Origin of the sequence: Pseudotabrizicola sp., assembly GCF_030656345.1 — a bacterium.
In the GTDB taxonomy this organism is placed as follows: Bacteria; Pseudomonadota; Alphaproteobacteria; order Rhodobacterales; family Rhodobacteraceae; genus Pseudotabrizicola.
The window spans coordinates 70,335-92,797 of record NZ_JAUSNR010000032.1 but is presented as its reverse complement, the minus strand read 5'-3'; the positions used below and the strand labels follow the sequence as shown (position 1 = coordinate 92,797).

General features: G+C 64.5%; 21 protein-coding genes. 3 read left to right on the top strand and 18 right to left on the bottom strand.

All coding sequences use genetic code 11. The features are described 5' to 3' along the window. Positions 1–20: 20 nt before the first annotated feature. On the top strand, positions 21–659 hold the full coding sequence (locus tag Q7J44_RS18325; protein WP_304882575.1) for a GntR family transcriptional regulator: 639 nt from the start codon (positions 21–23) through the stop codon (positions 657–659). A gap of 89 nt (positions 660–748) precedes the next feature. On the opposite strand, the gene Q7J44_RS18320 is transcribed toward Q7J44_RS18325, so the two are convergent. Next, positions 749–2,617, bottom strand: coding sequence for a glycosyltransferase (locus Q7J44_RS18320; protein WP_304882387.1), 1,869 nt, complete (start codon positions 2,615–2,617; stop codon positions 749–751). A gap of 129 nt (positions 2,618–2,746) precedes the next feature. After that, entirely contained in the window at positions 2,747–3,901 is a 1,155-nt protein-coding gene (gene carA / locus Q7J44_RS18315; RefSeq protein ID WP_304882385.1) for a glutamine-hydrolyzing carbamoyl-phosphate synthase small subunit, read from the bottom strand. Positions 3,902–4,093: 192 nt separating this feature from the next. Here carA and Q7J44_RS18310 point away from each other — a divergent pair, with 192 nt between their 5' ends. Then, the gene (locus Q7J44_RS18310; RefSeq protein WP_304882573.1) at positions 4,094–4,552 is read left to right on the top strand and encodes a GatB/YqeY domain-containing protein; all 459 of its coding nucleotides are present in this window, start codon (positions 4,094–4,096) and stop codon (positions 4,550–4,552) included. A 58-nt stretch (positions 4,553–4,610) separates the two neighbouring features. Here the strand turns inward: Q7J44_RS18310 and Q7J44_RS18305 are convergent, their stop codons facing one another. The 4 genes from Q7J44_RS18305 to Q7J44_RS18290 all read right to left on the bottom strand — a co-directional run bounded on the left by Q7J44_RS18305 (position 4,611) and on the right by Q7J44_RS18290 (position 8,042). Next, positions 4,611–5,120 (bottom strand): DUF2244 domain-containing protein, encoded by a 510-nt coding sequence (locus tag Q7J44_RS18305; RefSeq protein WP_304882383.1) that lies wholly within the window; start codon positions 5,118–5,120, stop codon positions 4,611–4,613. A 74-nt stretch (positions 5,121–5,194) separates the two neighbouring features. Then, positions 5,195–5,521 carry a hypothetical protein gene (locus Q7J44_RS18300; RefSeq protein ID WP_304882381.1) on the bottom strand — a complete coding sequence of 109 codons (327 nt, stop codon included), beginning with the start codon at positions 5,519–5,521 and terminating at the stop codon, positions 5,195–5,197. Between the two features lie 276 nt (positions 5,522–5,797). Then, entirely contained in the window at positions 5,798–7,468 is a 1,671-nt protein-coding gene (gene ctaD / locus Q7J44_RS18295) for a cytochrome c oxidase subunit I (RefSeq protein ID WP_304882379.1), read from the bottom strand. Between the two features lie 172 nt (positions 7,469–7,640). After that, complete coding sequence (locus Q7J44_RS18290; protein WP_304882378.1) at positions 7,641–8,042, bottom strand: cytochrome c family protein; 402 nt, start codon at positions 8,040–8,042, stop codon at positions 7,641–7,643. A 195-nt stretch (positions 8,043–8,237) separates the two neighbouring features. Here Q7J44_RS18290 and Q7J44_RS18285 point away from each other — a divergent pair, with 195 nt between their 5' ends. Continuing rightward, entirely contained in the window at positions 8,238–9,446 is a 1,209-nt protein-coding gene (locus Q7J44_RS18285) for a PLP-dependent aminotransferase family protein (protein ID WP_304882377.1), read from the top strand. Between the two features lie 123 nt (positions 9,447–9,569). Here the strand turns inward: Q7J44_RS18285 and Q7J44_RS18280 are convergent, their stop codons facing one another. From Q7J44_RS18280 to Q7J44_RS18225, 12 genes are all read right to left on the bottom strand, one after another. Continuing rightward, positions 9,570–10,055 carry a cytochrome c family protein gene (locus Q7J44_RS18280; RefSeq protein ID WP_304882375.1) on the bottom strand — a complete coding sequence of 162 codons (486 nt, stop codon included), beginning with the start codon at positions 10,053–10,055 and terminating at the stop codon, positions 9,570–9,572. Between the two features lie 144 nt (positions 10,056–10,199). Beyond that, positions 10,200–11,411, bottom strand: coding sequence for a 5-aminolevulinate synthase (gene hemA / locus Q7J44_RS18275; RefSeq protein WP_304882373.1), 1,212 nt, complete (start codon positions 11,409–11,411; stop codon positions 10,200–10,202). Beyond that, the gene (gene puhE / locus Q7J44_RS18270; RefSeq protein ID WP_304882371.1) at positions 11,401–12,249 is read right to left on the bottom strand and encodes a putative photosynthetic complex assembly protein PuhE; all 849 of its coding nucleotides are present in this window, start codon (positions 12,247–12,249) and stop codon (positions 11,401–11,403) included. The genes hemA and puhE overlap by 11 nt, the downstream gene beginning before the upstream one ends. A gap of 99 nt (positions 12,250–12,348) precedes the next feature. Next, the gene (acsF, locus tag Q7J44_RS18265; protein ID WP_370693037.1) at positions 12,349–13,461 is read right to left on the bottom strand and encodes a magnesium-protoporphyrin IX monomethyl ester (oxidative) cyclase; all 1,113 of its coding nucleotides are present in this window, start codon (positions 13,459–13,461) and stop codon (positions 12,349–12,351) included. Beyond that, the gene (locus tag Q7J44_RS18260; protein WP_304882369.1) at positions 13,458–13,754 is read right to left on the bottom strand and encodes a hypothetical protein; all 297 of its coding nucleotides are present in this window, start codon (positions 13,752–13,754) and stop codon (positions 13,458–13,460) included. The genes acsF and Q7J44_RS18260 overlap by 4 nt, the downstream gene beginning before the upstream one ends. Before the next feature lie 13 nt (positions 13,755–13,767). Beyond that, positions 13,768–14,235 (bottom strand): photosynthetic complex assembly protein PuhC, encoded by a 468-nt coding sequence (gene puhC, locus Q7J44_RS18255; RefSeq protein WP_304882366.1) that lies wholly within the window; start codon positions 14,233–14,235, stop codon positions 13,768–13,770. Positions 14,236–14,245: 10 nt separating this feature from the next. Then, positions 14,246–14,884: a photosynthetic complex putative assembly protein PuhB gene (gene puhB / locus Q7J44_RS18250; RefSeq protein WP_304882365.1), complete on the bottom strand. Its 639-nt coding sequence runs from the start codon at positions 14,882–14,884 to the stop codon at positions 14,246–14,248. A gap of 66 nt (positions 14,885–14,950) precedes the next feature. After that, positions 14,951–15,718 carry a photosynthetic reaction center subunit H gene (puhA, locus tag Q7J44_RS18245; RefSeq protein WP_304882363.1) on the bottom strand — a complete coding sequence of 256 codons (768 nt, stop codon included), beginning with the start codon at positions 15,716–15,718 and terminating at the stop codon, positions 14,951–14,953. A gap of 19 nt (positions 15,719–15,737) precedes the next feature. Then, positions 15,738–17,177, bottom strand: coding sequence for a PucC family protein (locus Q7J44_RS18240; protein WP_304882361.1), 1,440 nt, complete (start codon positions 17,175–17,177; stop codon positions 15,738–15,740). Further along, positions 17,174–17,842: a magnesium protoporphyrin IX methyltransferase gene (bchM, locus tag Q7J44_RS18235; RefSeq protein WP_304882360.1), complete on the bottom strand. Its 669-nt coding sequence runs from the start codon at positions 17,840–17,842 to the stop codon at positions 17,174–17,176. Before bchM ends, Q7J44_RS18240 begins: the two co-directional genes overlap by 4 nt. Positions 17,843–17,844: 2 nt before the next feature. Beyond that, entirely contained in the window at positions 17,845–18,747 is a 903-nt protein-coding gene (gene bchL, locus Q7J44_RS18230; RefSeq protein ID WP_304882358.1) for a ferredoxin:protochlorophyllide reductase (ATP-dependent) iron-sulfur ATP-binding protein, read from the bottom strand. A 145-nt stretch (positions 18,748–18,892) separates the two neighbouring features. Next, positions 18,893–22,459 (bottom strand): magnesium chelatase subunit H, encoded by a 3,567-nt coding sequence (locus tag Q7J44_RS18225; protein WP_304882356.1) that lies wholly within the window; start codon positions 22,457–22,459, stop codon positions 18,893–18,895. Between the last annotated feature and the right edge of the window lie 4 nt (positions 22,460–22,463).

Below are 22,463 nucleotides of genomic sequence, written 5' to 3'. Positions count from 1 at the left end.
GGAGTAACAGGGACGTGGCGGTGCAAAAGGATGCCTATACGCTGATCCTGGAGGCGATCGAGGCGGGTTTGTACAAACCCGGCGACCGTCTGGTGGAATCAGAGCTGGCCGAGCGGCTGGGGGTCAGCCGGACCCCGGTGCGCGAGGCGTTGCAGCGACTGGAGACGCAGGCGATGCTGACGCGCGACGGGCGCAGCCTGATCGTGGCCAGTCTGGACCACAATCAGCTGGCCGAACTGTATGCGGTGCGCAGCGAGCTGGAGGGGCTTGCGGCACGGCTGGCGGCGCGGCACGCCACGGATGAGGAAATCCGGGTGCTGCGCGGCATGGTCGATGATGACCACCGACTGCTGAGCGCCGATGCGCGGGCGATGAGCCGGGCCAACAAGCGGTTTCACCGGCAGATCCATCTGGCCAGCCACAACCGTTTTCTGGTGCAGCAGCTTGACCTTGTGCATCGCTCGATGGCGCTGATGGCCAATACCTCGCTGGCGGCCGAGGGCCGCAGCGAAGTGGCGCTGAGCGAACATGACCGGATCGTCACCGCAATCGAGGCGCGCGATGGCGACGCGGCCTATGAGGCGCTGCGGGTGCATATCAGCCGCGCGTTCGAGACGCGGCTGCGGGTGGATGCCGGGGAATTGCGGCTGAAGGAATAGGCCCTGCCGCGCGGCGGGCGCGTGCAGCCCCCGCTTCGCCGTTGCATTGGAACGCATGGGACACCCCTGCGGCGGCAGGCCACAAAACCCTAGCCATCGCGCGGGTCGAAATGGCCATGCGCGGTCTTGTCCCAGAAGAAGGGTTTGCGCAGCACCTCCCACGCGGCCTTGTACGAGGCCAGTGCGCCCAGCGGGAAATACAGGTGCATCATCAGCACCCACCAGCGGCTGAAGCGGTGGCCCGACAGGTGCAGCGCGGTCAGGTGCAGCGTCAGGTTCACCACCTCTGTCAGCAACAACAGCCCGATCAGGCCGATGGTGACCATCGGCGGCAGCGCGTCGGCAATCGGGTGGGGCAGGCCGAGCCATGGCAGCCAGAACGACCACAGCACCGGGATCAGCACGAATTGCGACAGGGTGCACAGGAACAGCACCTGAAAGCCCGCGAATTTCCACGGCCCCAGCTGGCGCCACAACAGGCCCGGGTCGCGCATATGGGTGGCCCATGTCATCATATAGCCCTTGATCCAGCGTGACCGTTGCCGGACCCAGGGCAGGGGGCGGCAGTTCGCCTCCTCCGCCGTGACGGTGCGGATCAGTTCGGTGCGGTAGCCGTGGCGACAGAGCCGGATGCCCAGATCGGCGTCTTCGGTCACGTTATGCGCGTCCCAGCCGCCCAGGCTTTCCAGTGCGGCGCGGCGGAAGAACAGCGTGGTGCCGCCCAGCGGAATCGGCAGGCCAAGCCGTTGCAGCCCCGGCAGGATGATGCGGAACCAGGTGGCATATTCGAGCGTAAAGCAGCGCGACAGCCAGTTGGTGGTGGGGTTGTAGAAATCGAGCACCCCTTGCAGGCAGGCAACCTCTGGCCCGCGCTGGTAAAAGTGCTGGACGATGCGGCGGATCTGGTCGGGTTCGGGCGCATCTTCGGCATCATAGACCCCGATGATTGACCCGCGACAATGGTCGAGCGCAAAGTTCAGCGCGCGGGGTTTGGTTCTGATCTGGCCATCCGGCACCACCACGATGCGCATCCAGGGCGGCAGATCAGCCTCGGCCAGGGCGGCGCGGGTCATGTGATCATCGGCTTCGGTCACCAGCACGATATCAAGCCGTTCGCGCGGATAGTCGAGCTTGCCCAGACGGCGCACAAGACGGGGGGCGATATCGCTTTCGCCGAACAGCGCCACGATGACCGAGACGGTGGGCAGCCGTGCGATCAGCGCGGGCGGCGGCGCGGGGGGCGGGCGCAGGCCAGAGGCCAGCCCGGCCCCGGCCTTGAGCAGGGTCGAGGCCAGCAGGGTCAGGAAGGTCCACCCCGTCAGCAGCCACAGCATTGCCAGCGGCCAGACCAGCGACAGCGCCACCGCCAGCCCCAGCAAGGCCAGAACCGGCAGCAGCAGGCGCGCGCCGCCAAGGGTGCGGCAGCTTTCGGCAGCGGCGACCCGGGTTTCGGCCGCCTGCACCAGCTGATCGCCGCGCAGGGCCAACACCGTGTGTTGCACGGCCGAGAGGGAGGTGATCGCCATCGCCACCGGGCCGAACAGGGCGGTCAGGTGGTCGAGGTGCTTGTCGAAATCTTCCGGTTCTGCCGTGGCGATGACGGTGGCGCCGCCGACATTGCGCCAGGGCAGCATCGATTTTCGCAGGCAGGCCCCGGCGCCCAGACGGTCGATCAGATGCAGGTCCGGCGGGTCCTGCACCGGGTCGATCACCGAGGTTTCCCAATGCGCGGCAAGGGCTGCATACATCTGGTCAGGCGGCAGGGCGGCGCGCGACAGCACGATATCGGTCACCCGCCCGCGCAGTCGGGTCTGCTGTGCCAGTGCCGTGACCAGCGCGTCGCCATGCACCAGCCCGTCGCGCAACAGCGCGACGCCCAAAGTATCGGCCTTGCGCGGGGGCGCAAAACCCGGCACCGGGACCGGGGCGACAGCGGATGGCAAAAGCAGTTGAGACAATGGCGCGGACCTTTGAATGCCTGATCCAAAGGTCTCTGAACTTGGTTAAATCCGGGTTAAGCCGCCACGGTTAAGCCAACACGGAATTGCGGGCGATCAGCGCCGCCCGCAGCCCTGTTGCCCGGGGCGCTACGCCGTGCGGCGCGCCTGCATTTCGCGGGCGAAGCGTTCGAACAGGTAATAGCTGTCCTGCGGGCCGGGGCTGGCCTCGGGGTGGTATTGCACCGAAAACACCGGCTTGCCGGTCAGCGCGATACCGCAGTTCGACCCGTCAAACAGCGAGACATGGGTCTCGCTTACGCCGCGCGGCAGGGTCTGGCTGTCAACCGTGAAGCCGTGGTTCATCGATGTGATTTCCACCTTGCCGGTGGTCAGATCCTTGACCGGGTGGTTGGCACCGTGATGGCCGTGGTTCATCTTGACGGTTTTTGCCCCAAGGGCGAGGGCCAGCATCTGGTGCCCAAGACAGATGCCGAACACCGGAACGTCCTGCGCCAGCACGCCCTGAATCATCGGCACCGCATAGGTGCCGGTGGCCTCCGGATCGCCGGGACCGTTGGACAGGAACACGCCTTCGGGGTTCAGGGCCAGCACGTCTTCGGCGGTGGCAGAGGCGGGCAGGACGGTGACATCGCAGCCGGCACTTGCAAGGCAGCGCAGAATGTTACGCTTTGCGCCATAGTCGATGGCGACCACGCGCAGGCCGTCGCCTTCCCGCTTCGTGTACCCTTCGGGCCAGGCCCAGCGTTGTTCATCCCAGCGGTAGGACTGTACGCAGGACACGTCTTTCGCCAGATCGAGGCCGACAAGCCCTTTCCATGCCCGGGCCTTTGCCACCAGTGCCTCAATGTCAAAATTGCCCTCGGGGTCATGGGCGAGCGCCACATGCGGGGCGCCTTGCTGGCGGATGGCGCGGGTCAGGCGGCGGGTGTCGATGCCGCCGATGCCGATGCGGCCCTTGCGCAGCAGCCAGTCGGTCAGCTCTCCGGTCGCACGCCAGTTCGACGGCTCGGTCACATCCCATTTCACCACCATCCCGGCGGCGACCGGATCGGCGGTTTCGTCGTCTTCATCCGTCACGCCGGTATTGCCGATATGGGGGAAGGTAAAAGTGACAACCTGACCAGCATAGCTGGGGTCGGTCATGATTTCCTGATAGCCGGTCATCGCGGTGTTGAACACCAGTTCGGCCACCGTCTCGCCGACCGCGCCGAAGCCGTTGCCGTAGAACACCGTGCCATCGGCCAGAGCAAGGCAGGCGGTAGCTTTCTGCTGAGCAGGCATGGCGGCGACTCCTATCGGTAAATTGGGCGGAACCTACGGGGGAAGCCGGGCGGGGTCAAGGCTTTGTCACAAAAGGAATATCGCGCGATTACAACGGCTTGGCAAAAGCGTGGCCGGTTGTCCTTGGCCGCATTCCCCTGTATTGTGCGCGCCACCGATCCCTGAAGGAAGGCAAACCTTATGTCCGTGTCGATGTCTTTGCGAGACCGTCTGCAGATTTCCCTGAAAGAAGCGATGAAGGCAAAGGAGGCAGACCGGCTGTCGACGCTGCGGCTGATCAACGCCGCCATCAAAGACCGCGAAATCGCCGTGCGCGGTGAAGGCGGCGAGGTTGAGGTGGGCGAGGGTGATATTCTGGCCATCCTTGGCAAGATGGTGAAGCAACGCCAGGAATCGGCCCGCGCCTATGAAGAGGGCGGCCGGCTGGAGCTGGCCGAAAAGGAACTGGCCGAGGTCAGGGTGATCGAGGAATTCCTGCCCCGCCAGCTGAGTGCCGCCGAAGTCGAGGCCGCCATCGTTGCCGCCGTGACTGAGGCCGGGGCCGCCAGCATCCGCGACATGGGCAAGGTCATGGCGGTGCTGAAGGGCAGATACACCGGCCAGATGGATTTTGGCGCGGTGGGTCCGATGGTCAAGGCGCGGCTGTCGTAGGCGGCCTTTGCCAGCCCCTCCACCCGAAAGCGATCGGGTGGGAGGCTCAGCCCTTGTGTCAGCCCTTGTGACCGGCGAAGGCGGCGCGCAATTCGGCGGACAGGCTGACTCGTTCTTCTTCTGACAGAAAGCTGCCGATTTCCACCGGGCGCGGGCCGCCGTGCAGGGTCAGGTAATGCGGCACCGGGCCGCCGGTTTCATGCAGTTCCACCCGCACCCAATGCGGGTTGGCCTGCCACTCGGCATGGCGTTTGCGCGGTCCCTGGCGGGTCAGGGTGACCAACCCTTCGGTCAGGGTCAGGTCTTCGACAATTTCGGCGTCGCGGTAGCTGCGCTGCAGGGCAAACCAGATGCCCGCCACCGCCAGCACCAGAAACGGCAACAGCCCCCACAGTACCGGCGAGCCCAGCACCGTCAGCAGCGGCAGCGCGATCAGCGCCGAGGTGCCGCCGATGAACCAGACAAACCCTTCGCGCGGCAGCGACCTGTGGGGCCAGAGCCGCAGGTGGCTGGTGTCAGTGTGGGACAGATCGGTGGCGGGTTCGGGGGGAAGCCATTGATAGGGCATGGCGGGCGGTGGTCCTTATGGTCTGCCCCGAAGTTTAGGGCGGGCGGAGGTCTTGTCCAGCCCCGGCCCGACGCTCAGCTGTCGCAGGTGATCTGCACATCATGCTGACGGTAGATGAAATCTTCGGCCACCACCTCATGTCCGACCGGGCGCGCGGAATACAGGCTGTAATCGCCAAAGCCGCAGAAGACCCGCGCCTGTGCCGCGATCTGGTCACGGAAGTCCAGCTCGCGCGGGTCGGTCAGGGTAAAGGCACGGTCGACGGTAAAGCTGTGCAGCCGCGCCGGGTCCGGCGGCCCGGTCGGCGGTGGGGCGGCGACCGGCATGCAGGCGGCAAGGAGAAGGGCCACGGGAACGGCAAGGTGCGGCGACAGGTTGGGCAGGGAGGTGCGATAAAACATGGCACGTAGTATCGCCGCAATCAGCGGCAAGGTCAAAGGCAGCCGCGTTCAGGGTTGCGTGAGCGCCAGGCCGGGCGGGGCCTGGCCGGGCCGGGCACCGCAGGGGCGTTTGGCTCTGTCACGTCGGGGAAAGATGCTTGCGGGACGGGCAGGGCCGCACGTTCCTTTGTCGAACGCCGGGCAGTGGCCCGGTCTGCAAACAGATCAGGCCCCGGGGTTTCCCGGGGCCTGACTTTGGTTGCAGTGCTGCAAGACCTTGAGTTCAGTCTGGTTTGCTCAATGCCCGTGGGCTTTGTCCCAGTCTTCGCGCTTGGGCAGCTGCTCGAACGTGTGTTCCGGCGGCGGCGAGGTCAGGGTCCATTCCAGCGTGTCGGCGTATTCGTTCCAGTAGTTGTTCTGGGTGATCCGCTTGCCGAACTTCATTGCCCAGAAGATCATGCCGATGAAGAACACGAAGGAGGCAAAGGACAGGAAGGCCCCGATCGACGAGACGTAGTTCCAGTAGGCAAACGCCTCGGGGTAGTCGATGTAGCGGCGGGGCATGCCCTGACGGCCCAGGAAGTGCTGGGGGAAGAAGGTCAGGTTGGCACCGATGAACATCGCCCAGAAGTGCAGCTTGCCAGCCCATTCAGGATATTCCCGGCCCGACATCTTGCCGAACCAGAAGTAGATGCCCGCGAAAATGCCGAACACGGCACCCAGCGACATCACATAGTGGAAGTGGGCTACGACATAATAGGTGTCGTGATAGGCGCGGTCGACGCCGGCCTGCGACAGCACGATGCCGGTCACGCCGCCGACGGTGAACAGGAACAGGAAGCCGAAGGCCCAGAGCATCGGCGTCTTGAACTCGATAGAGCCGCCCCACATCGTGGCGATCCAGGAAAAGATCTTGATGCCGGTGGGCACCGCAATGACCATGGTGGCCAGCATGAAGTAGGACTGCTGGGTCAGCGACATGCCGACGGTGTACATGTGGTGCGCCCAGACGACAAAGCCCAGCACCCCGATGGCCACCATCGCATAGACCATCGGCAGATAGCCGAAGATCGGTTTGCGCGAGAAGGTCGAGATCACCTGAGAGATGATGCCGAAGGCCGGCAGCACGATGATATACACTTCCGGGTGGCCGAAAAACCACAGGATGTGCTGATACAGGATCGGGTCGCCGCCGCCTTCAGGCTGGAAGAAGGTGGTGCCGAAGTTGCGGTCGGTCAGCAGCATGGTGATGGCACCGGCCAGAACCGGCAGCGCCAGCAGGATCAGCCAGGCGGTGATAAAGATCGACCAGGCGAACAGCGGCACCTTGTGCATGGTCATGCCCGGTGCGCGCATGTTCAGGAATGTGGTGATGATGTTGATCGCGCCCAGAATGGACGAGGCCCCCGACAGGTGGACCGCGAAGATCGCAAGGTCCATCGAATAGCCGCCCTCATTGGTGGACAGCGGCGGGTAAAGCACCCAGCCCACGCCCGACCCAAGCTGACCATTGCCACCCGGCGTCAGGACCGAAGCCACAGCCAGCGCGGTGCCGGCGACGAACAGCCAGTAGCTGAGGTTGTTCAGACGCGGGAACGCCATATCCGGCGCGCCGATCTGCAGCGGCATGAAATAGTTGCCAAAGCCGCCGAACAGGGCCGGAATCACCACAAAGAACATCATCAGGATGCCATGCGCCGTGATCAGCACATTCCAAAGGTGGCCGTTGGGCGTGCACTGGTCGGTGGTGGTGGCAACCAGCCGCGCGCCTTCGGCGCACATGTACTGCACCCCCGGCTCCATCAGCTCCATCCGCATGTAGACGGTGAAGATGACCGAGATCAGGCCGACGATACCGCCGGTGAACAGATAGAGGATCCCGATGTCTTTGTGGTTGGTCGACATGAACCAGCGGGTGAAGAACCCGCGCTGATCATGGTCGTGGCCATGGATGGCTGCGTCCGCCATTGGCGTCTCCCGTATTTGATATGTGCGTGAGTCCGGCTGCGGAGTCGGACATTCACCCTCTGTCATAGCTTTCAGGGCCGGTCGCGGCAACGGGGGAAATTGATCTGGATCAAGTTGTAATGTCGCAGCCCCCCACCCACGCGGCGGTGGCAGGGGGGCTGCGGCGGGCAGGTTACTGCATGGTGGCCAGATAGGCCGCCACATCCTCGGCCTTGGCGCGCAGCTTGAAGGTCATTTTCGACTTTGCCGCCGCATCGCCGGTCTGGTCTTTCAGCCAGACGGCAGGATCGGTCATATAGGCGGCAAGCGATGCCTCGTCCCAGACCATGCCGGTGGCCCCGACGGCGAGAATGCCGTCGCCGTATTTGAAGCTGTCGTCCGATGCGACCTGCTTGCCGACAATGCCGAACAGGTCCGGCCCGGTCTTGCCCCCCTTGACGACCACGGTGCCGTCAGCGGCGGTGAGGCCGTGGCAGGATTTGCATTTGTTGAATTCCTTTTCCCCCACGGCAGCATCACCGGCAAAGACCGGGGCGGCGCAGAGAACGAAAGCGGCGGTGAGCAGGGATTTCATGGTGGCTCCTTTGCGGGGTCAGCAGGACCGTGGCGTATGCGGTCACGCATGACCTGAGTTCTGCGACGGAGCAAGCGGTACGAGTGTCGCAGGTATTGGTCAGCAACGTTGACTTGCCTGTTGCCGCGCGGCAGGGTGCAGCGCGGAACCGGCTCAAATTTTGGCCGGGATGTGTCGGGCAGGGAGGGATCGGCAATGCAATGGGAACAGGTACTGGCACCGCGCATGGGGCGGATGAAGGCATCGGAAATCCGCGAGCTGCTGAAGCTGCTGGATCAGCCCGACATCATTTCATTCGCGGGCGGTATTCCCGACCCGGCGCTGTTTCCTGTCGCGGCGTTTCAGGCTGCCTTGACGGCAGCGCTTGCCCCCGGAAAAGCAGACTCTGCGCTGCAATACTCGGTCAGTGAAGGCTATCTGCCGCTGCGCCAGTGGCTGGCGGATCATATGGCGGGCCTTGGGATTCCCTGTGGGGTGGACAACATCCTGATCACCTCAGGCTCGCAGCAGGCGCTGGATTATCTGGGCAAGCTGATGATCGGGCCGAAAGATACCGTGCTGGTGAACTGGCCGACCTATATGGGGGCTTTGGGGGCGTTCAACGCCTATGAGCCGGTCTATGACCGGCTGGACCCGCGTGACAACCGCGGTGCTGCGGAATATGAGGTCGCGGCGGCAGAAGCCGGGGGGCGGGTGAAGTTCGCCTATCTGTCGGTCGATTTCGCCAACCCCACCGGCGAGACGATTGCGCGGGCCGACCGCGAACGGGTGCTCGATCTGGCCGAAGCGCTGGGGGCGGCGGTGGTGGAGGATGCCGCCTATCAGGCGCTGCGCTTTGACGGCGATCCTGTGCCGCCTATTCTGGCGCTGGAAATCGCGCGCAAGGGCAGCATCGAGGACTGCCGGACGATCTATTGCGGGTCGTTTTCCAAAACCCTCGCGCCGGGCCTGCGGGTAGGTTGGGTCTGTGCCGCCAGCCCCGTGATCGGGCGACTGGTCTTGATGAAGCAGGCGGCGGATCTGCACTCCAGTACGCTGAACCAGATGGCGATTGCCGATGTGGCGGCGGCGTCCTTCGATGCCCATGTGGCGGGCCTGCGCGCTGTGTACCGCGCGCGGCGCGACCATATGCTGGCGGCCCTTGCGCGCGAGATGCCTGCGGGGGTGCTGTGGACCAAGCCTGAAGGCGGGATGTTCGTCTGGATCACCCTGCCCGAAGGCATGGACGGGGCCGATCTGCTGGCGCGGTCGCTGGAAACCGAACGCGTGGCCTTTGTGCCGGGGCGGGCGTTCTTTGCCGACGGGTCGGGCGGCAATACCATCCGCCTGAGCTTTTCGCGCGCGGACGAGGCGGCGATTGACGAAGGCATCCGCCGGCTGGGCCGGTTGATCGCGGCGGGGTAGGTTTGTGCCGCGCTTTGGCGGGCACGGGCAGGACGCAAACAAAAAGCCCCGGATCGCTCCGGGGCCTTTGCTGTACTGGTCATTTTGATGTGCCAGTCATTTTGCTGTGCCAGTCAGGGCAGATCAGTTGGTGGCAGCCGGTGCGGCTTCGCCTTCCGCCTCAGGTTCCATCGCTGGCGACAGCGAGGCGATGTAGGCCCAGACATCGGCCTTTTCCTTGGCGTTGGTCAGCTTGAAGCTCATCTTCGAGCGGGCGCCGTTGTTGTCCAGCCGGGTCTTGAGGAATTTGGCCGGGTCGGCCACGTATTCCACGAACGAGGCTTCGTCCCAGGTGAATCCGGATGTGCCAAGGGCGACCAGATCGGGGCCGTAGCCGTTGAAATCGGCCTGGCTGCCGGCAGCGCGGCCCGGCAGGCCATACAGGTTCGGGCCGGTCTTGGCATTGCGGCCGCCAAGCACGGTGCCTTCGGCATCGGCGATGACGTGGCAGGTCTGGCATTTGTTGAACACACGTTCACCGGCTGCGGCATCCCCGGTCGCATCCTGGGCCATGGCGGGCGCAGCAAAGGCGAGCGAGGCAAAAGTCAGGGCAGATATCGCGAATTTCATCAGGGTTCCTCCGAAGTGAATTCTATGGGAAAGACATGCATCCCGTTGGGTAAAAGGCAAGTCACGCACGCGTGCGAAGGCTGAGTATCTTTTTGCGGGCGGATGAAACCTCAGGCGGGGGCACGGCGTTTGGGGCATCGCGTTTCAGGCCACCGCATGGGCCAGCGCGCATTGCCGCCACAGTGAGGCCAGCGCGGTGACCAGATGGTCGATATCGGCGTCGGAATGCAGCGGGCCGGGGGTGATGCGCAGCCGTTCGGTGCCCTTGGGCACGGTGGGGTAGTTGATCGGCTGCACATAGATGCCCCAGTCGTTCATCAGGATATCGCTGATCATCTTGCACTTGACCGGATCGCCGATCATCACCGGGATGATGTGGCTGTCATTGGCCAGATGTGGAATGCCGGCCCGGTCCAGCCGGGCGCGCAGATGGGAGACGCGGTCGGCCTGCGCATCGCGTTCGGCGGCGGAGCCCTTGAGGTGCTTGATCGACGCGGTCGCGGCGGCGGCAACGGCCGGGGGCAGGGCGGTGGTGAAGATGAAGCCCGATGAAAAGCTGCGGATGAAATCCACCAGCGGGGCCGATCCGGTGATATAGCCGCCGACGCAGCCAAAGGCCTTGCCCAGCGTGCCCTCGATCAGGTCGATGCGGTGCGCCAGCCCGTCGCGCTCGGTCACGCCGCCGCCGCGCGGGCCGTACATGCCGACGGCGTGCACCTCGTCGATGTAGGACAGCGCGCCATGGGCTTCGCAAACCTCGACAATCTCGCGGATCGGGGCGACATCGCCATCCATGGAATAAACGCTTTCAAACGCCACGATCTTGGGCCGGTCGCCGACCGCATGCAGCTTGCGGTCCAGATCGCGCCAGTCGTTGTGCCGCCACAGCACCTTGTCGGCGCGGGAATGGCGGATGCCTTCGATCATCGACGCATGGTTCTTTTCATCCGACAGGATCACCGCCCCCGGAATGCGCGCGCCAAGGGTGCCAAGTGCCGCCCAGTTCGACACATAGCCCGAGGTGAACAGCAATGCCGCGTCCTTGCCATGCAGATCGGCCAGTTCGGATTCCAGCAGGATATGGTGGTGGTTGGTGCCGCCGATGTTGCGGGTGCCGCCGGCACCCGTGCCACAGGCGCGCACCGCCTCGACCATCGCGTTCACCACCTTGGGGTTCTGGCCCATACCCAGATAATCATTGGAACACCACACGGTCACATCGCGCAACGCGCCGTCCTTGTGGTTGTCGGCGCGGGGGAAATTGCCGCAGCGGCGCTCCAGATCGGCAAAGACGCGGTAATTGCCTTCCGCTTTCAGGATATCCAGATGGCTGGTGAAGAGGGCGTCAAAGTCCATGGGTCTTCTCTTTCAACGTCGGGTGCAGGGTCTGCATCGCCTGCGGTTGCGATTTGCGCTCTGGCAGCATCCAGCGCCAGAGCTTCTGGTCGGGAAGCGGGATGACCATGAACCAATGCTCCAGCAGGGCGAGCAGGGTCAGGGCAGACAGAAGGGTAAAGCCGATCAGCGCGCCGGTGCCCGTTGCGCTGTAGGCGCGTTCCAGAAAGCAATAGGACGCGTAGCTGAGCGCGGTGATGGACAGCGGGAACACCCAGTTCATCGGGGCGCGGCGGAAATGGCTGGCCAGATGCGCCAGCGGGCGGGGCAGGAATTCGGTATGGATGCGCGGCACGCCGAAGAACAGGTTCAGCTTGGCGGAAATGCGGGCAAAGAACAGGATTGCAAAGGTCCACAGCCCAAAGATATTGGCGGCGTCCTGGGTCAGGATGACAATCGCGGCCAGCAGGGCGATCAGCAGCAGCTCGTGCCACAGGATGGTGCCGATGGCGCGGAAGAAGCGGTTTTGCAGGGGGGTGTCGGGCGGGCAGGCTTCGGTGTTCGGCCCGGCGATGATGCCCGACAGAAAGGCCAGTTCCACCCAGGCCCAGACGGCGAGCGCCGACAGAAAGGCAAGGTAAGCCCCAAGCGCCGACGTATCGGCCAGCGTGGCGTTCAGCCCGACGATCCCGCCCAGCAGCAGCGGCAGGCCCAGCAGCACCGACCACAGATGCGCGTCATGGCCCGCATTGTCGGCCCGGCGCACGCGCCACAGGATGATGCCGGTGGAAAACCACCACAGAAAAATTGCTGACAGCGCGGCAATCCATGGGTTAGTGATGGTCCATGGGTCAGTCATTCGTGGCCCCCCTGTGTCCAGAGGGGCCACGCGCGGCGGCGGGACGCGCCCATCCTGCCGCCGCAATCACCGCTGTCGCGGCGATATGATGGGTGTCGGTCAATACGCCGGCTCCAGCCGCACCGATGCGGGCGGGGTCGTCTTGATGACCGGGATCGTGTAGAGCGAGACAAAGGCCGCAAGCGCGCGCGCGGTGCCCCAGGCATTGGTGAGGCGTCCCTTGAGGCCCCCCTGTTTGCGCCCGGTTTCCATGTCCAGCATGGCCGCATTCATGCGGCGCAGGCCCGGAATCCAGCGCGGATGGTCGATGTCCAGCTCTACCGGGAACACCTGCCGCGCGATGGCGCTGGTCTTGCGGAACACCTCTTGATCATACCAGTCGATGTCCACCCCCAAAGCCGCATGGAAATCCTTGCGGGCATGGTCGCGGACCCACATGGTGGAATACACGGCCGTCAGGAAGAACCTGATCCACAGCTTGTTCTGCCATGTTGTCGTCAGCTTCGGGTCGGTGCGCATCAGCAGGGCAAACGCCTCGCCATGGCTGAATTCATCGTTGCACCATTCCTTGAACCATTTGAAAATCGGGTGGAAGCGCTGTTCGGGATGCGCCTCCAGATGCCGGAAAATGGTGATGTAGCGGGCGTAGCCGATCTTTTCGCTGAGGTATGTGGCGTAGTAGATGAACTTTGGCCGGAAGTAGGTGTATTTCTTGGCCTTGGTCAGAAAGCCGAGGTTTACCGCAACGCCTGCCTCACGCAGGGCGTCGTTGATGAAACCGGCGTGCCGCGCCTCATCGCGGGCCATGTAGTTGAACAGCTCGCAGATATCGGGGTTGTTGCCACGGCGCTTCATTTCCTTGTAGAGCACACATCCGGAAAATTCCGCCGTGCAGGAACTGACCAGAAAGTCGATGAATTCGGCACGCAGATGCGGCTCCATCCCGGCCCAGTCGACGTGATCCCAGTCGGCGTTTTTCTTGAAATGGCCCTTGTTCGGGTCTGACTTCATCTGCGCGATCAGCACATCCCATTCCGCGCGGACCGGGGTGACATCAATCCGGTCCATCTCGTCGAAATCGGTGGTGTAGAAGCGCGGGTTCAGCAGCGTGGCGTCGGTCGCCATCGCGGTGGTGTCGAAGGTGCCGGCCAGTTCGGCGTGCAATTCGCCGTGCGTGGAGTCGTGGCGGGCCTCAATGCTTGCGTCTTTCATACCGTCAACTCCTCGCTGAAGGAAAACTCGCACAACTCCATGAAGTCCAGATCGCCGGTCAGCTTGACCCATTGGCGCTCAAGCCATGTGGCGCGGGTGATGGTGGCGATGCGGTCCTCGATGATCAGCTCGCCATAAGCGGCCAGCACCGGCGCGCCATGCACCAGCACCTCGTCGCCCGGATGGACCACGGCGCCGTTGTTGAATTTGACATGGGCGTGCAGGGCCTCAAAGCGGTGACTGACCTCGACGGTGCAGGGCACCTGCTCCTTTGTTTTGCTGAAGAATGCCATTTTTCGGGTTCCCTTATTGTGTCTGATCAAGCAGCCGTTCGAACGCGGCTTTGTTGTCGCCGCCAAAGGCATAGAGCTCTGCGCTCCACCCCGTGGCCGGGTCTTCGGCCACAAGGCGGCCGTTGTCATAGCGCACAACCCGCATCGGCGGATTGCCCTGAACCTTGGCAACCAGACGCGCGCGCGCCATGGCCGACTGGATCACGGTGATGAACCCGCCATGCGGCAGATCCAACAGCAGGGTGCCGTCAGCATCGCGGACCACAACCGCCTGTGCTGACTTGCCTTCAAGAACCAGCCACCGCTCTTGCACGACGGTAGCGGCTGGCGGAACACCCACGCGCGGGTGGTTGGTCAGGACCGACAGGCTGACGATGGTCAACGTGACCATGGCAAGCGCGAACATCGCCCACAAAAGCACGCGCGGGATCATTTCCCGCTCGGGCGAGGGGCGGTCGGCGAGGGTACGGAATTGTGCCATCTGCGCCCCCTTATTCGGCGGCCATCACGGCACCCGTAGGGGCCATGGTGACAACGGGTTCGTTGAGCTTGGCCTGTGCGGCATCGGCCAAGAGCCGGGCCACATTCTGCGCACCCGGAATACAGCGGAACGCGGGCTGCGTGACCTTGGCAAAGCCGGGGCGCAGGTGCGGCCACAGCACCGCATAGGACAGCCGCGCGCCATCGGTGATTTCAATCGCGATGGTGCCGGTGCCGCCGGGTTTCAGGTCCAGCCGGGCGGTGGCGATGCGGACAAAGGGGATGGTATAGGTGACCGGCAGCGCCGCCCCGATCCGCATGATCACGCGGGCTGTGGTGATGGTGTAGATTGACGCCCGCGCCTGCGCCCATGCCAGCAGGTAGATCACGCCGTAAGCTGCGATTGCCAGCACCAGATAGGGCAGGCCGGTCGCCAGCATCAGGGCTGTGCCACCATCGGCATAGGCCCCGCCCGCGCGCCAGAGCACGACGATCAGCATGTAGCCTGCGATCCAGTTGATCTTGTAGGCTTCGCGGGCAAGCGCCATGGCATCCGCCTTGCCCTGCCACAGGATATCTTCACCCTTTGGCAGACCGGCGGGCACGCCGGGCATTATCTCGAAATCAAAGTCCTTATTGTGGTCCGACATCTCGAACCCTCCGTATCTGCTGGGTTAAGACGGGGCGGCGCGGGCGCGCGCCGCCCCCCTTTTTGATCAGAACCCGTGCTTGCGGTTCGTGGCGTAAAGCCAGCCCGAGGCGACATAGGCCGAGATCTTGTCCTCCTCCAATTTCGTCACCGTGGTCAGCGATTTGGTTGCCGGGATGTCTGCGAAATGGTCCGAGGTGATGGCGCGCACGCGCACCCGGTCGGCCCAGATCCGGGCCAGAGTCATCGGGATAAGGCGGCGTTCGCCGGAGTTGAGCTCCACCTCCAGATAGCGGACCATCTGTTCGGGCGCATCGACCCACAGGTCGCTGACCCGGCCCACAACCTCCAGATCGGCGGCCTGCACCGGCAGACCGCGCGGGTCGCGCCCGGCGCTGACGGCAAAGCCCTTGGCCTGCGCCATCGGCACGATCTTGGCATGGCCATGGCCATCCAGTTCCGGCTCGTCCCGGCGCGGGGTCCAGGAGGCGGGGCCGACGCCATCCAGCATCGGGTTGCCGGTGGGGGCATGGGGGAAGCCTTCCGACACGGCGGTGCGCGCGAGGGCCAGATCGGTGCGGCGGTGCGCGATCTCGTTTTCCGCCGAGGGCATGGTCACGCTGCCTTTGCCGTTGGGCAGCAGGAAGGTTTTCGGCTTGGGCACCGGGAACGGCCCCTGATTGGGTGCGGGCAGACCATCTTCGGTTTCCAGCGGATAGCCTTCGCGCATGTTTTCGGTTTGCAGGTAATAGATCAGCAGGGCGAAAAAGCCCCAGAACAGCCAGATCGACAGGCTTGCCAGATCGAAATTGCCAAAGAAGGTGACGCCAACCATGGAATGGTCCTCCGCGTTGTCAGGTGGGGAAGTCGGCGAGGGCAAGCTTGCCCGCATCGGCATCCGGTTTCGGTGAGGTCAGGATGCCGAGCTTGACCAAAGGCCCAAGCACGACAAGGGTCGCAAAAAGCAGTCCGATTTCAAGGTGGTAGACGGCGGAATAGCCGATGCTGGGGTCGGTGAGCGCGCCCAGTCTGCCGCTGGTGGCCAGATGGCTGACCACATCACGCAAGGTGCCGCCGATCAGGATCGCAAGGCCCGCTGCCGTGGCCTGCGCCGCCCCCCATGCGCCAAGGGCGATGCCCGCGCCCGCCAGCCCGCGGGCGGGCATGGTCATGGCGGCGGTGAGGGTAGAAATGCCGAACAACCCGCCGCCAAAGCCGATGCCGAAGGCGCCGGTGTAGAAGATCAGGGTGCTGTCCAGCGGGGCCGCAAAGATGATGCAGGAAAACGCGGCCACCCCGGCCAGAATGCCGCGCGCGGCCATCCGGTACGGGTCCAGCCCGCGCGTCAGCCAGCGGGCCGCGATCACGAACCCGATCAGCGCGCCTGCCGCCCAAGCGGCGGTCAAGAGCGTGGTGGCCCCGACCGACAGGCCAAGGATCTCGCCGCCGTAGGGTTCCAGCAGCACATCCTGCATCTGGAACGCCAATGTGCCCAGCATCACCACCGCCAGCAGCCGACCGGCGGTGCCGCCCGCCATCAGATCTCGCCATGCGTCGCGGAACTGCGGACGGGGTTCTTCGCGCTCGGCCTTGGTCATCGGGCTGACCTTTTCCTGTTTCCACAGGGCGATGATGTTCAGGACCAGCGTGGCAGCCCCACAGCCCTGCACCACCCGCACCAGCGTGATCGGATCATAGTCGCGCAGCAGGTAGCCGACGATCACCGCCGACACCCCCATGCCGACAAGGAACATGATGTACAAAAGCGCCACCACGCGCGGTCGCGTCTCATCGCTCGCGCGGTCGGCGGCAAGGGCCAGACCGGCGGTCTGGGTCATGTGCATGCCGACGCCGGTCATCAGAAACGCGAGTGCCGCCAGCACCTCTCCGGCCCAAGGCGGGCCAAGGTACTGGTCGCCCGACAGCACGATCAGCGCGAATGGCATCACCGCCAGACCACCCATCTGCCACAGGCTGCCGAACCACAGGTAAGGCACCCGCTTCCAGCCGATGGCCGATCGGTGGGTGTCGCTGCGGTGACCCAGGAACGCCCGGAACGGGGCGACCAGCACCGGAATGGCGATCATCAGCGCGACCAGCATGGCGGGGATCGACAGCTCGACAATCATCACCCGGTTCAGCGTGCCCAGCAGCAGCACCGTCGCCATGCCGACCGAGATCTGGAACAGGCTCAGCCGCAGCAGTTGCCCCATCGGCAGGCCTTCGGAGGCCGCATCGGCAAAGGGCATCCAGCCGGACCCAAGTTTCGCGATGTCCTTCTTGCGCAGGATCATGGCCGGTACTCCAGACAGTCCGAGATGTAGAAGCCGCGGCTGATCCGCCCCACACGCGCCAGCCCCGGCCCGGTGGATTGCGCAAGCGTATCAAACGCATGCGGGATCATCGTGGGCGAGCGGTCGGCGCGCGGGAACAGCTTGCCGAGCGTAAAGAAGGTCATCAGGAACGGCGTGCGCGGGGCCACGGTGAACACGATCGCGCCCCGCGTGCGCTGCGCCAGCCGGTGCAGGATCTGGGCGATATCGGGGCCGGAATAATAGATCAGGCTGTCCATCGCGATCACATGGTCAAAGCGCCCATGCGCCTCATCCGTCATATCCCCCGCTGCAAACGTCACTTGCCCGGCAAAGCGCGGCTCCAGCCGGTCGCGCGCAATGGCGATCAGCTGCGGCGAGATATCCACCGCCACCACCTGCGCCCCGCGCGCCGCCAGCTCTGCCGTCATCAGCCCGGTGCCGCAGCCCGCGTCCAGAATGCGCGCACCCGTCAGATCGGCGGGCAACTGCGCCAGCATGGTCGCGCGCATCGCATCACGGCCCGCCCGCACGGTCTGCCGGATCCGGCTGACCGGCGCGTCAGAGCACAGGCGCTCCCACACTTTGGTGGCGCTGCGGTCGAAATAGTGTTCGACCCTGGCACGGGTGGTGGAATAGTCGGTCATTCTCAATCGAATCCCAGCAATTCAAAAATCTCGCGGTCAGGCAGCGGGTCGGGGGTTGATCCCTTGCCCTGCACCGACCGCCACAGCGTATCGGCCAGCCGCATGTACTCGGCCCGCGCCATCACCACGTCTTCGGCATCATCCATCTCGAACAGGGTCTTTTTCTTCAGGCGCGACCGGCGGATGGCGTCGATGTCAGGCATATGCGCCAAGCGGTTGAAGCCCACGCGGGCGCAGTAGCGGTCGACCTCATCGGTCTCGCGTGAGCGGTTCGCGACGCAACCGGCCAGCTGCACCTTGTAATTGCTGGATTTTGCTTGCACGGCGGCGATGATGCGGTTCATTGCATAGATGCTGTCGAAGTCATTGGCGGTGATGATCACCGCACGGTCGGCATGCTGCAAAGGCGCTGCAAACCCACCACACACCACATCGCCCAGCACGTCGAAGATCACCACATCGGTGTCTTCCAGCAGGTGATGCTGCTTCAGAAGCTTCACCGTCTGCCCCACGACATAGCCGCCGCAGCCGGTGCCAGCGGGCGGCCCGCCCGCCTCCACACATTTCACGCCGTTGAACCCGATGGCGACGTAATCTTCGGGCCGCAATTCTTCGGCGTGGAAATCCACCTCCTTCAGAATGTCGATCACCGTCGATTGCAGCCGGCCGGTCAGGGTAAAGGTGCTGTCATGCTTGGGGTCGCAGCCGATCTGCAGCACCCGCTTGCCCATCATGGAAAACGCGGCCGACAGGTTCGAGCTGGTGGTCGATTTGCCGATCCCGCCCTTGCCATAGACCGAGAACACCTTGGCCCCCTCGATCTTCACATCGCTGTCCTGATGCACCTGCACCGACCCGTCGCCGTCAAGGCCTCTCAGGTTTGGTATCTCATCACGCGGGCTCATTGTGCCCTCCTTTCCAGAGGCGGGCGCGCCCCTATCATCTGTTCATAAATATCCCGGGTAGCTCGTTGGTTTTGCCATTGGTTCGAGAAACCAATGAGCTGGGGGCAGAGCCCCGGTCCGAAGGCGAAGTCTGGAAACAGCGGTGTCATTCTGCCGCGATCCCTTCCAGCCGGTCTTCCATCTCGTCCGCTGCGCGCTGCAGGGCGGCCAGCGTTTCGGCATCGGGTTGCCAGTAATTGCGGTCCGACGCTTCCAGCAGGCGCTGCGCCATCTTGTTGCTGGCTTCGGGGTTCAGCCCCGCCAGCCGCTTGCGCATCACCTCGTCCAGAACAAAGGTTTCCGACAGGCGCTGATAGACCCAAGGGTCAACGTGCCCGGTGGTGGCCGACCAGCCGAAGGTGTTGGACACCTGCGCCTCAATCTGGCGCACGCCTTCGGCGCCGTGCTTGAGCAATCCCTCGTAGAACTTTGGGTTCAGGCTGCGCGCGCGGGTTTCCAGCGCGATCTGGTCTTTGAGCGTGCGCACCGTACCCGCGCCACGGGTCTGGTCGCCGATGAACACCGGGGTTTCCTGTCCGCCACGGGCGCGCTTCACCGCGCGGGCAATGCCGCCCAGCGTGTCGAAGTAATGGTCCACCGTGGTGACGCCCAGCTCGACCGATTCCAGGTTCTGGTAGGCCAGATCCACATCTTTCAGCGCCTTTTGCAGCAGCGCGCCGTTCTGCACCGGCTTGCCAGAGCGGCCATAGGCAAAGGATTTGCGCGACTCGTAGGCATCGGCCAGCTCGTCCTCGGCCCCGAAAGCCGACGATCCGACCAGTACGTTGACGTTCGACCCGTAGGCACCCTCGGCGTTCGAAAACACCCGCAGCGCCGCCACGTCCATCTCGACGCCCATCTCGGCTGCATAGGTCAGCGCATGGGCGCGGACAAAGTTCTGCGATACCGGTTCATCGGCGGTGGCGGCCTTCCACGCCGCTTCGGCCAGCATCCGGGTCTGCAACGGCAGCAGGTCGCGGAAGATGCCCGACAGCGTCATGACCACATCGATGCGCGGGCGGCCCAGCTCGGCCAGCGGGATCAGGTCGGCCCCGCACAGCCGGCCATAATGGTCAAAGCGCGGCCGCGCGCCCATCAGGGCCAGCGCCTGCGCAATCGGCCCGCCATCGGACTTGATGTTGTCAGACCCCCAAAGCACCAGCGCCACAGTGCGTGGCAGGCGGTCGGCGGCGGCCAGCAGCCGTTCGGCCTGTGCCGCCCCATCCTGCATGGCGAAGGCGGTCGGCATGCGGAACGGGTCGAAGGCATGGATGTTGCGGCCCGTGGGCAGGATCTCGGGCGCGCGGATCAAGTCACCCCCCGGCACCGGGCTGATGAAGCGGCCAGACAGCGCGCGCAGCAGGGCGGGGATCTCGTGCTCCTCGCACAGCAGGCGCTCGGCTTCCACCTTGTCGGCAGTGGCCGGCATCAGGTCGAGCATGGCGGCGCGGTTCGCATCGCTCATCTTCCGGCCCAGCACGTGGAAGCCATCGGTGATCAGCGCGCCTTCGGTTTCCAGCAGCTTGATCCACAGCGTATCAATGTCGCTGGCGTCCAGATCGACAGCGGCTGCCTGCACCCGCAAAAGATCGGTCAGTTCGGACCGCTCCGCTGCATCCTGTGGCAGGGCACGCAGGCGGGTCAGCGTGTCCTTCACATCGGCCAGCCCCTTATACAGCCCCGATTGCGCCAAAGGTGGCGTCAGATGGGTGACGGTGATCGCGTTGGACCGACGCTTGGCAAGTGTCGCCTCGGACGGGTTGTTGGCGGCATACAGGTAGATATTGGGCAGGTTGCCGATCAGCCGGTCGGGCCAGCAGGTTTCCGACATGCCCGCCTGTTTGCCCGGCATGAACTCCAGCGCGCCATGCATGCCGAAATGCAGCAGCACATCGGCGCGGAAATCTTCGCGCATCCAGCGGTAAAAGGTGGTGAAGGCATGGGTGGGCGCAAAGCCCTTCTCGAACAGCAGCCGCATCGGGTCGCCCTCATAGCCGAACACCGGCTGCAGGCCCACGAAGACATTCCCCATCTCGCGCCCCAGCACGAACACACCGCACCCGTCGGTCTGGATGCGGCCCGGCGCGGGCCCCCAGGCGGATTCGACATCGCGCAGCCAGCGGGTTTTGGCGACCACTTCGGCGGCCGGAACGATGGCCGCCACATTGGCGGGCTGGCCATACATCCGGGCCGAACCGCCCAGCACAGCCTCGCGCAGATCATCCACGGATGCGGGCGGGTCGACACGGTACCCCGCGGCCTGCATCGCGTGCAGCATGTTGTGCAGTGATTCGAACACCGACAGATAGGCGGCGGTGCCCGCGGCCCCGGCATTGGGTGGAAAGCCATACAGCACAATGGCGACCTTGCGGTTCGCCACATCCGACCGGCGCAAATGGGCCAGACGCGCCACCTTGTCGGCCAATGCGGTGATGCGCTCAAAACAAGGGGCCATGGCGCGGGTGGTCAGCGCCTCGGCGCTTTGCGGCTGGCAGTTCTGCGCGCAGCCGGTGCAGCCAGCCGCATCATGGCGCCCGGCAAACACGGTCGGGTTGGTGGCGCCATCAATCTCGGGCAGGGCGATCAGCATGGTGGTTTCCACCGGGCCAAGCCCGCCACCGCTGGCACCCCATTGGCCAAGCGTCTGGAATTCCAGCGGGTGCGCGGCGATATAAGGAACATCCAGCGCCTGCAACGCTGCAACCGCCGCCGGGCTGTCGTTATAGGCCGGACCGCCGACAAGGCTGAACCCGGTAAGCGAGACCAGCGCATCGATCTTTGCGCCCGCTGCACCCCTGAAAAACGCCTCCATCGCCGGGCGGCCATCAAGCCCGCCGGCAAAGGCGGGCAGCACGGCGATGCCCTTGGCCTCAAACGCCGCGATCACCGCATCATAATGCGCGGTATCGCCTGCAAGGATATAGCTGCGCAGCATCAGCATGCCGACGGTGGCCACAGCGCCTTCGGGGCGGGGCATCACGCTTGCATCGGTGGTGATGCGGGTGGCAAGGCTGGGGTGATACAGCCCCACATCGGCATAATCGATCGGGGCCGCGGCCTTGATCCGCGCCCAGTCCCGCTTGCCGGAATAGCGGCTGACCAGAAAGCGCACCATCGCCTCAAGGTTGTCATCCGACCCGCCCAGCCAGTATTGCATCGACAGGAACCAGGCGCGCAGATCCTGCGCCTTGCCGGGGAAGTACTTCAGGATCTTCGGCAACCGCCGCAGCATCGCCATCTGCTTTTCGCCCGACCCGGCAGAAGGTGCCTTGGTCCCGCGCAATTTCTTCAGCAACGCCATCGGGCCGGATGCCTCGACGCTCATGTCCAGATCGCCCATCTTGGTCAGCTTTACGACCGCAGGGTCGGCAATCACCCCGACAAAGGCATCGCACCGCGCGCGTGCGGCCTGCAGCTCGGGCAGGATGGCGGTGATATGCTCTTCGATGAACAAAAGGTTCGCCACGACGAAATTCGCGCTGTTCACCGCCGCCTTGGCCGCCGCCAGTGCGGCCGGATTTTCCGCCCATTCGGCGGCGGCATGAACCGAAACCTCGATCCCCGGAAAGTCATGTGCCAGCCGTGGCGCGATGCGTGCTGCCGGGCCTGCCGCATGGGCATCCAGCGTGACGATCACGAAACGGTAAACCCCGTCGCCCGTGGGCGCAGTCATAACC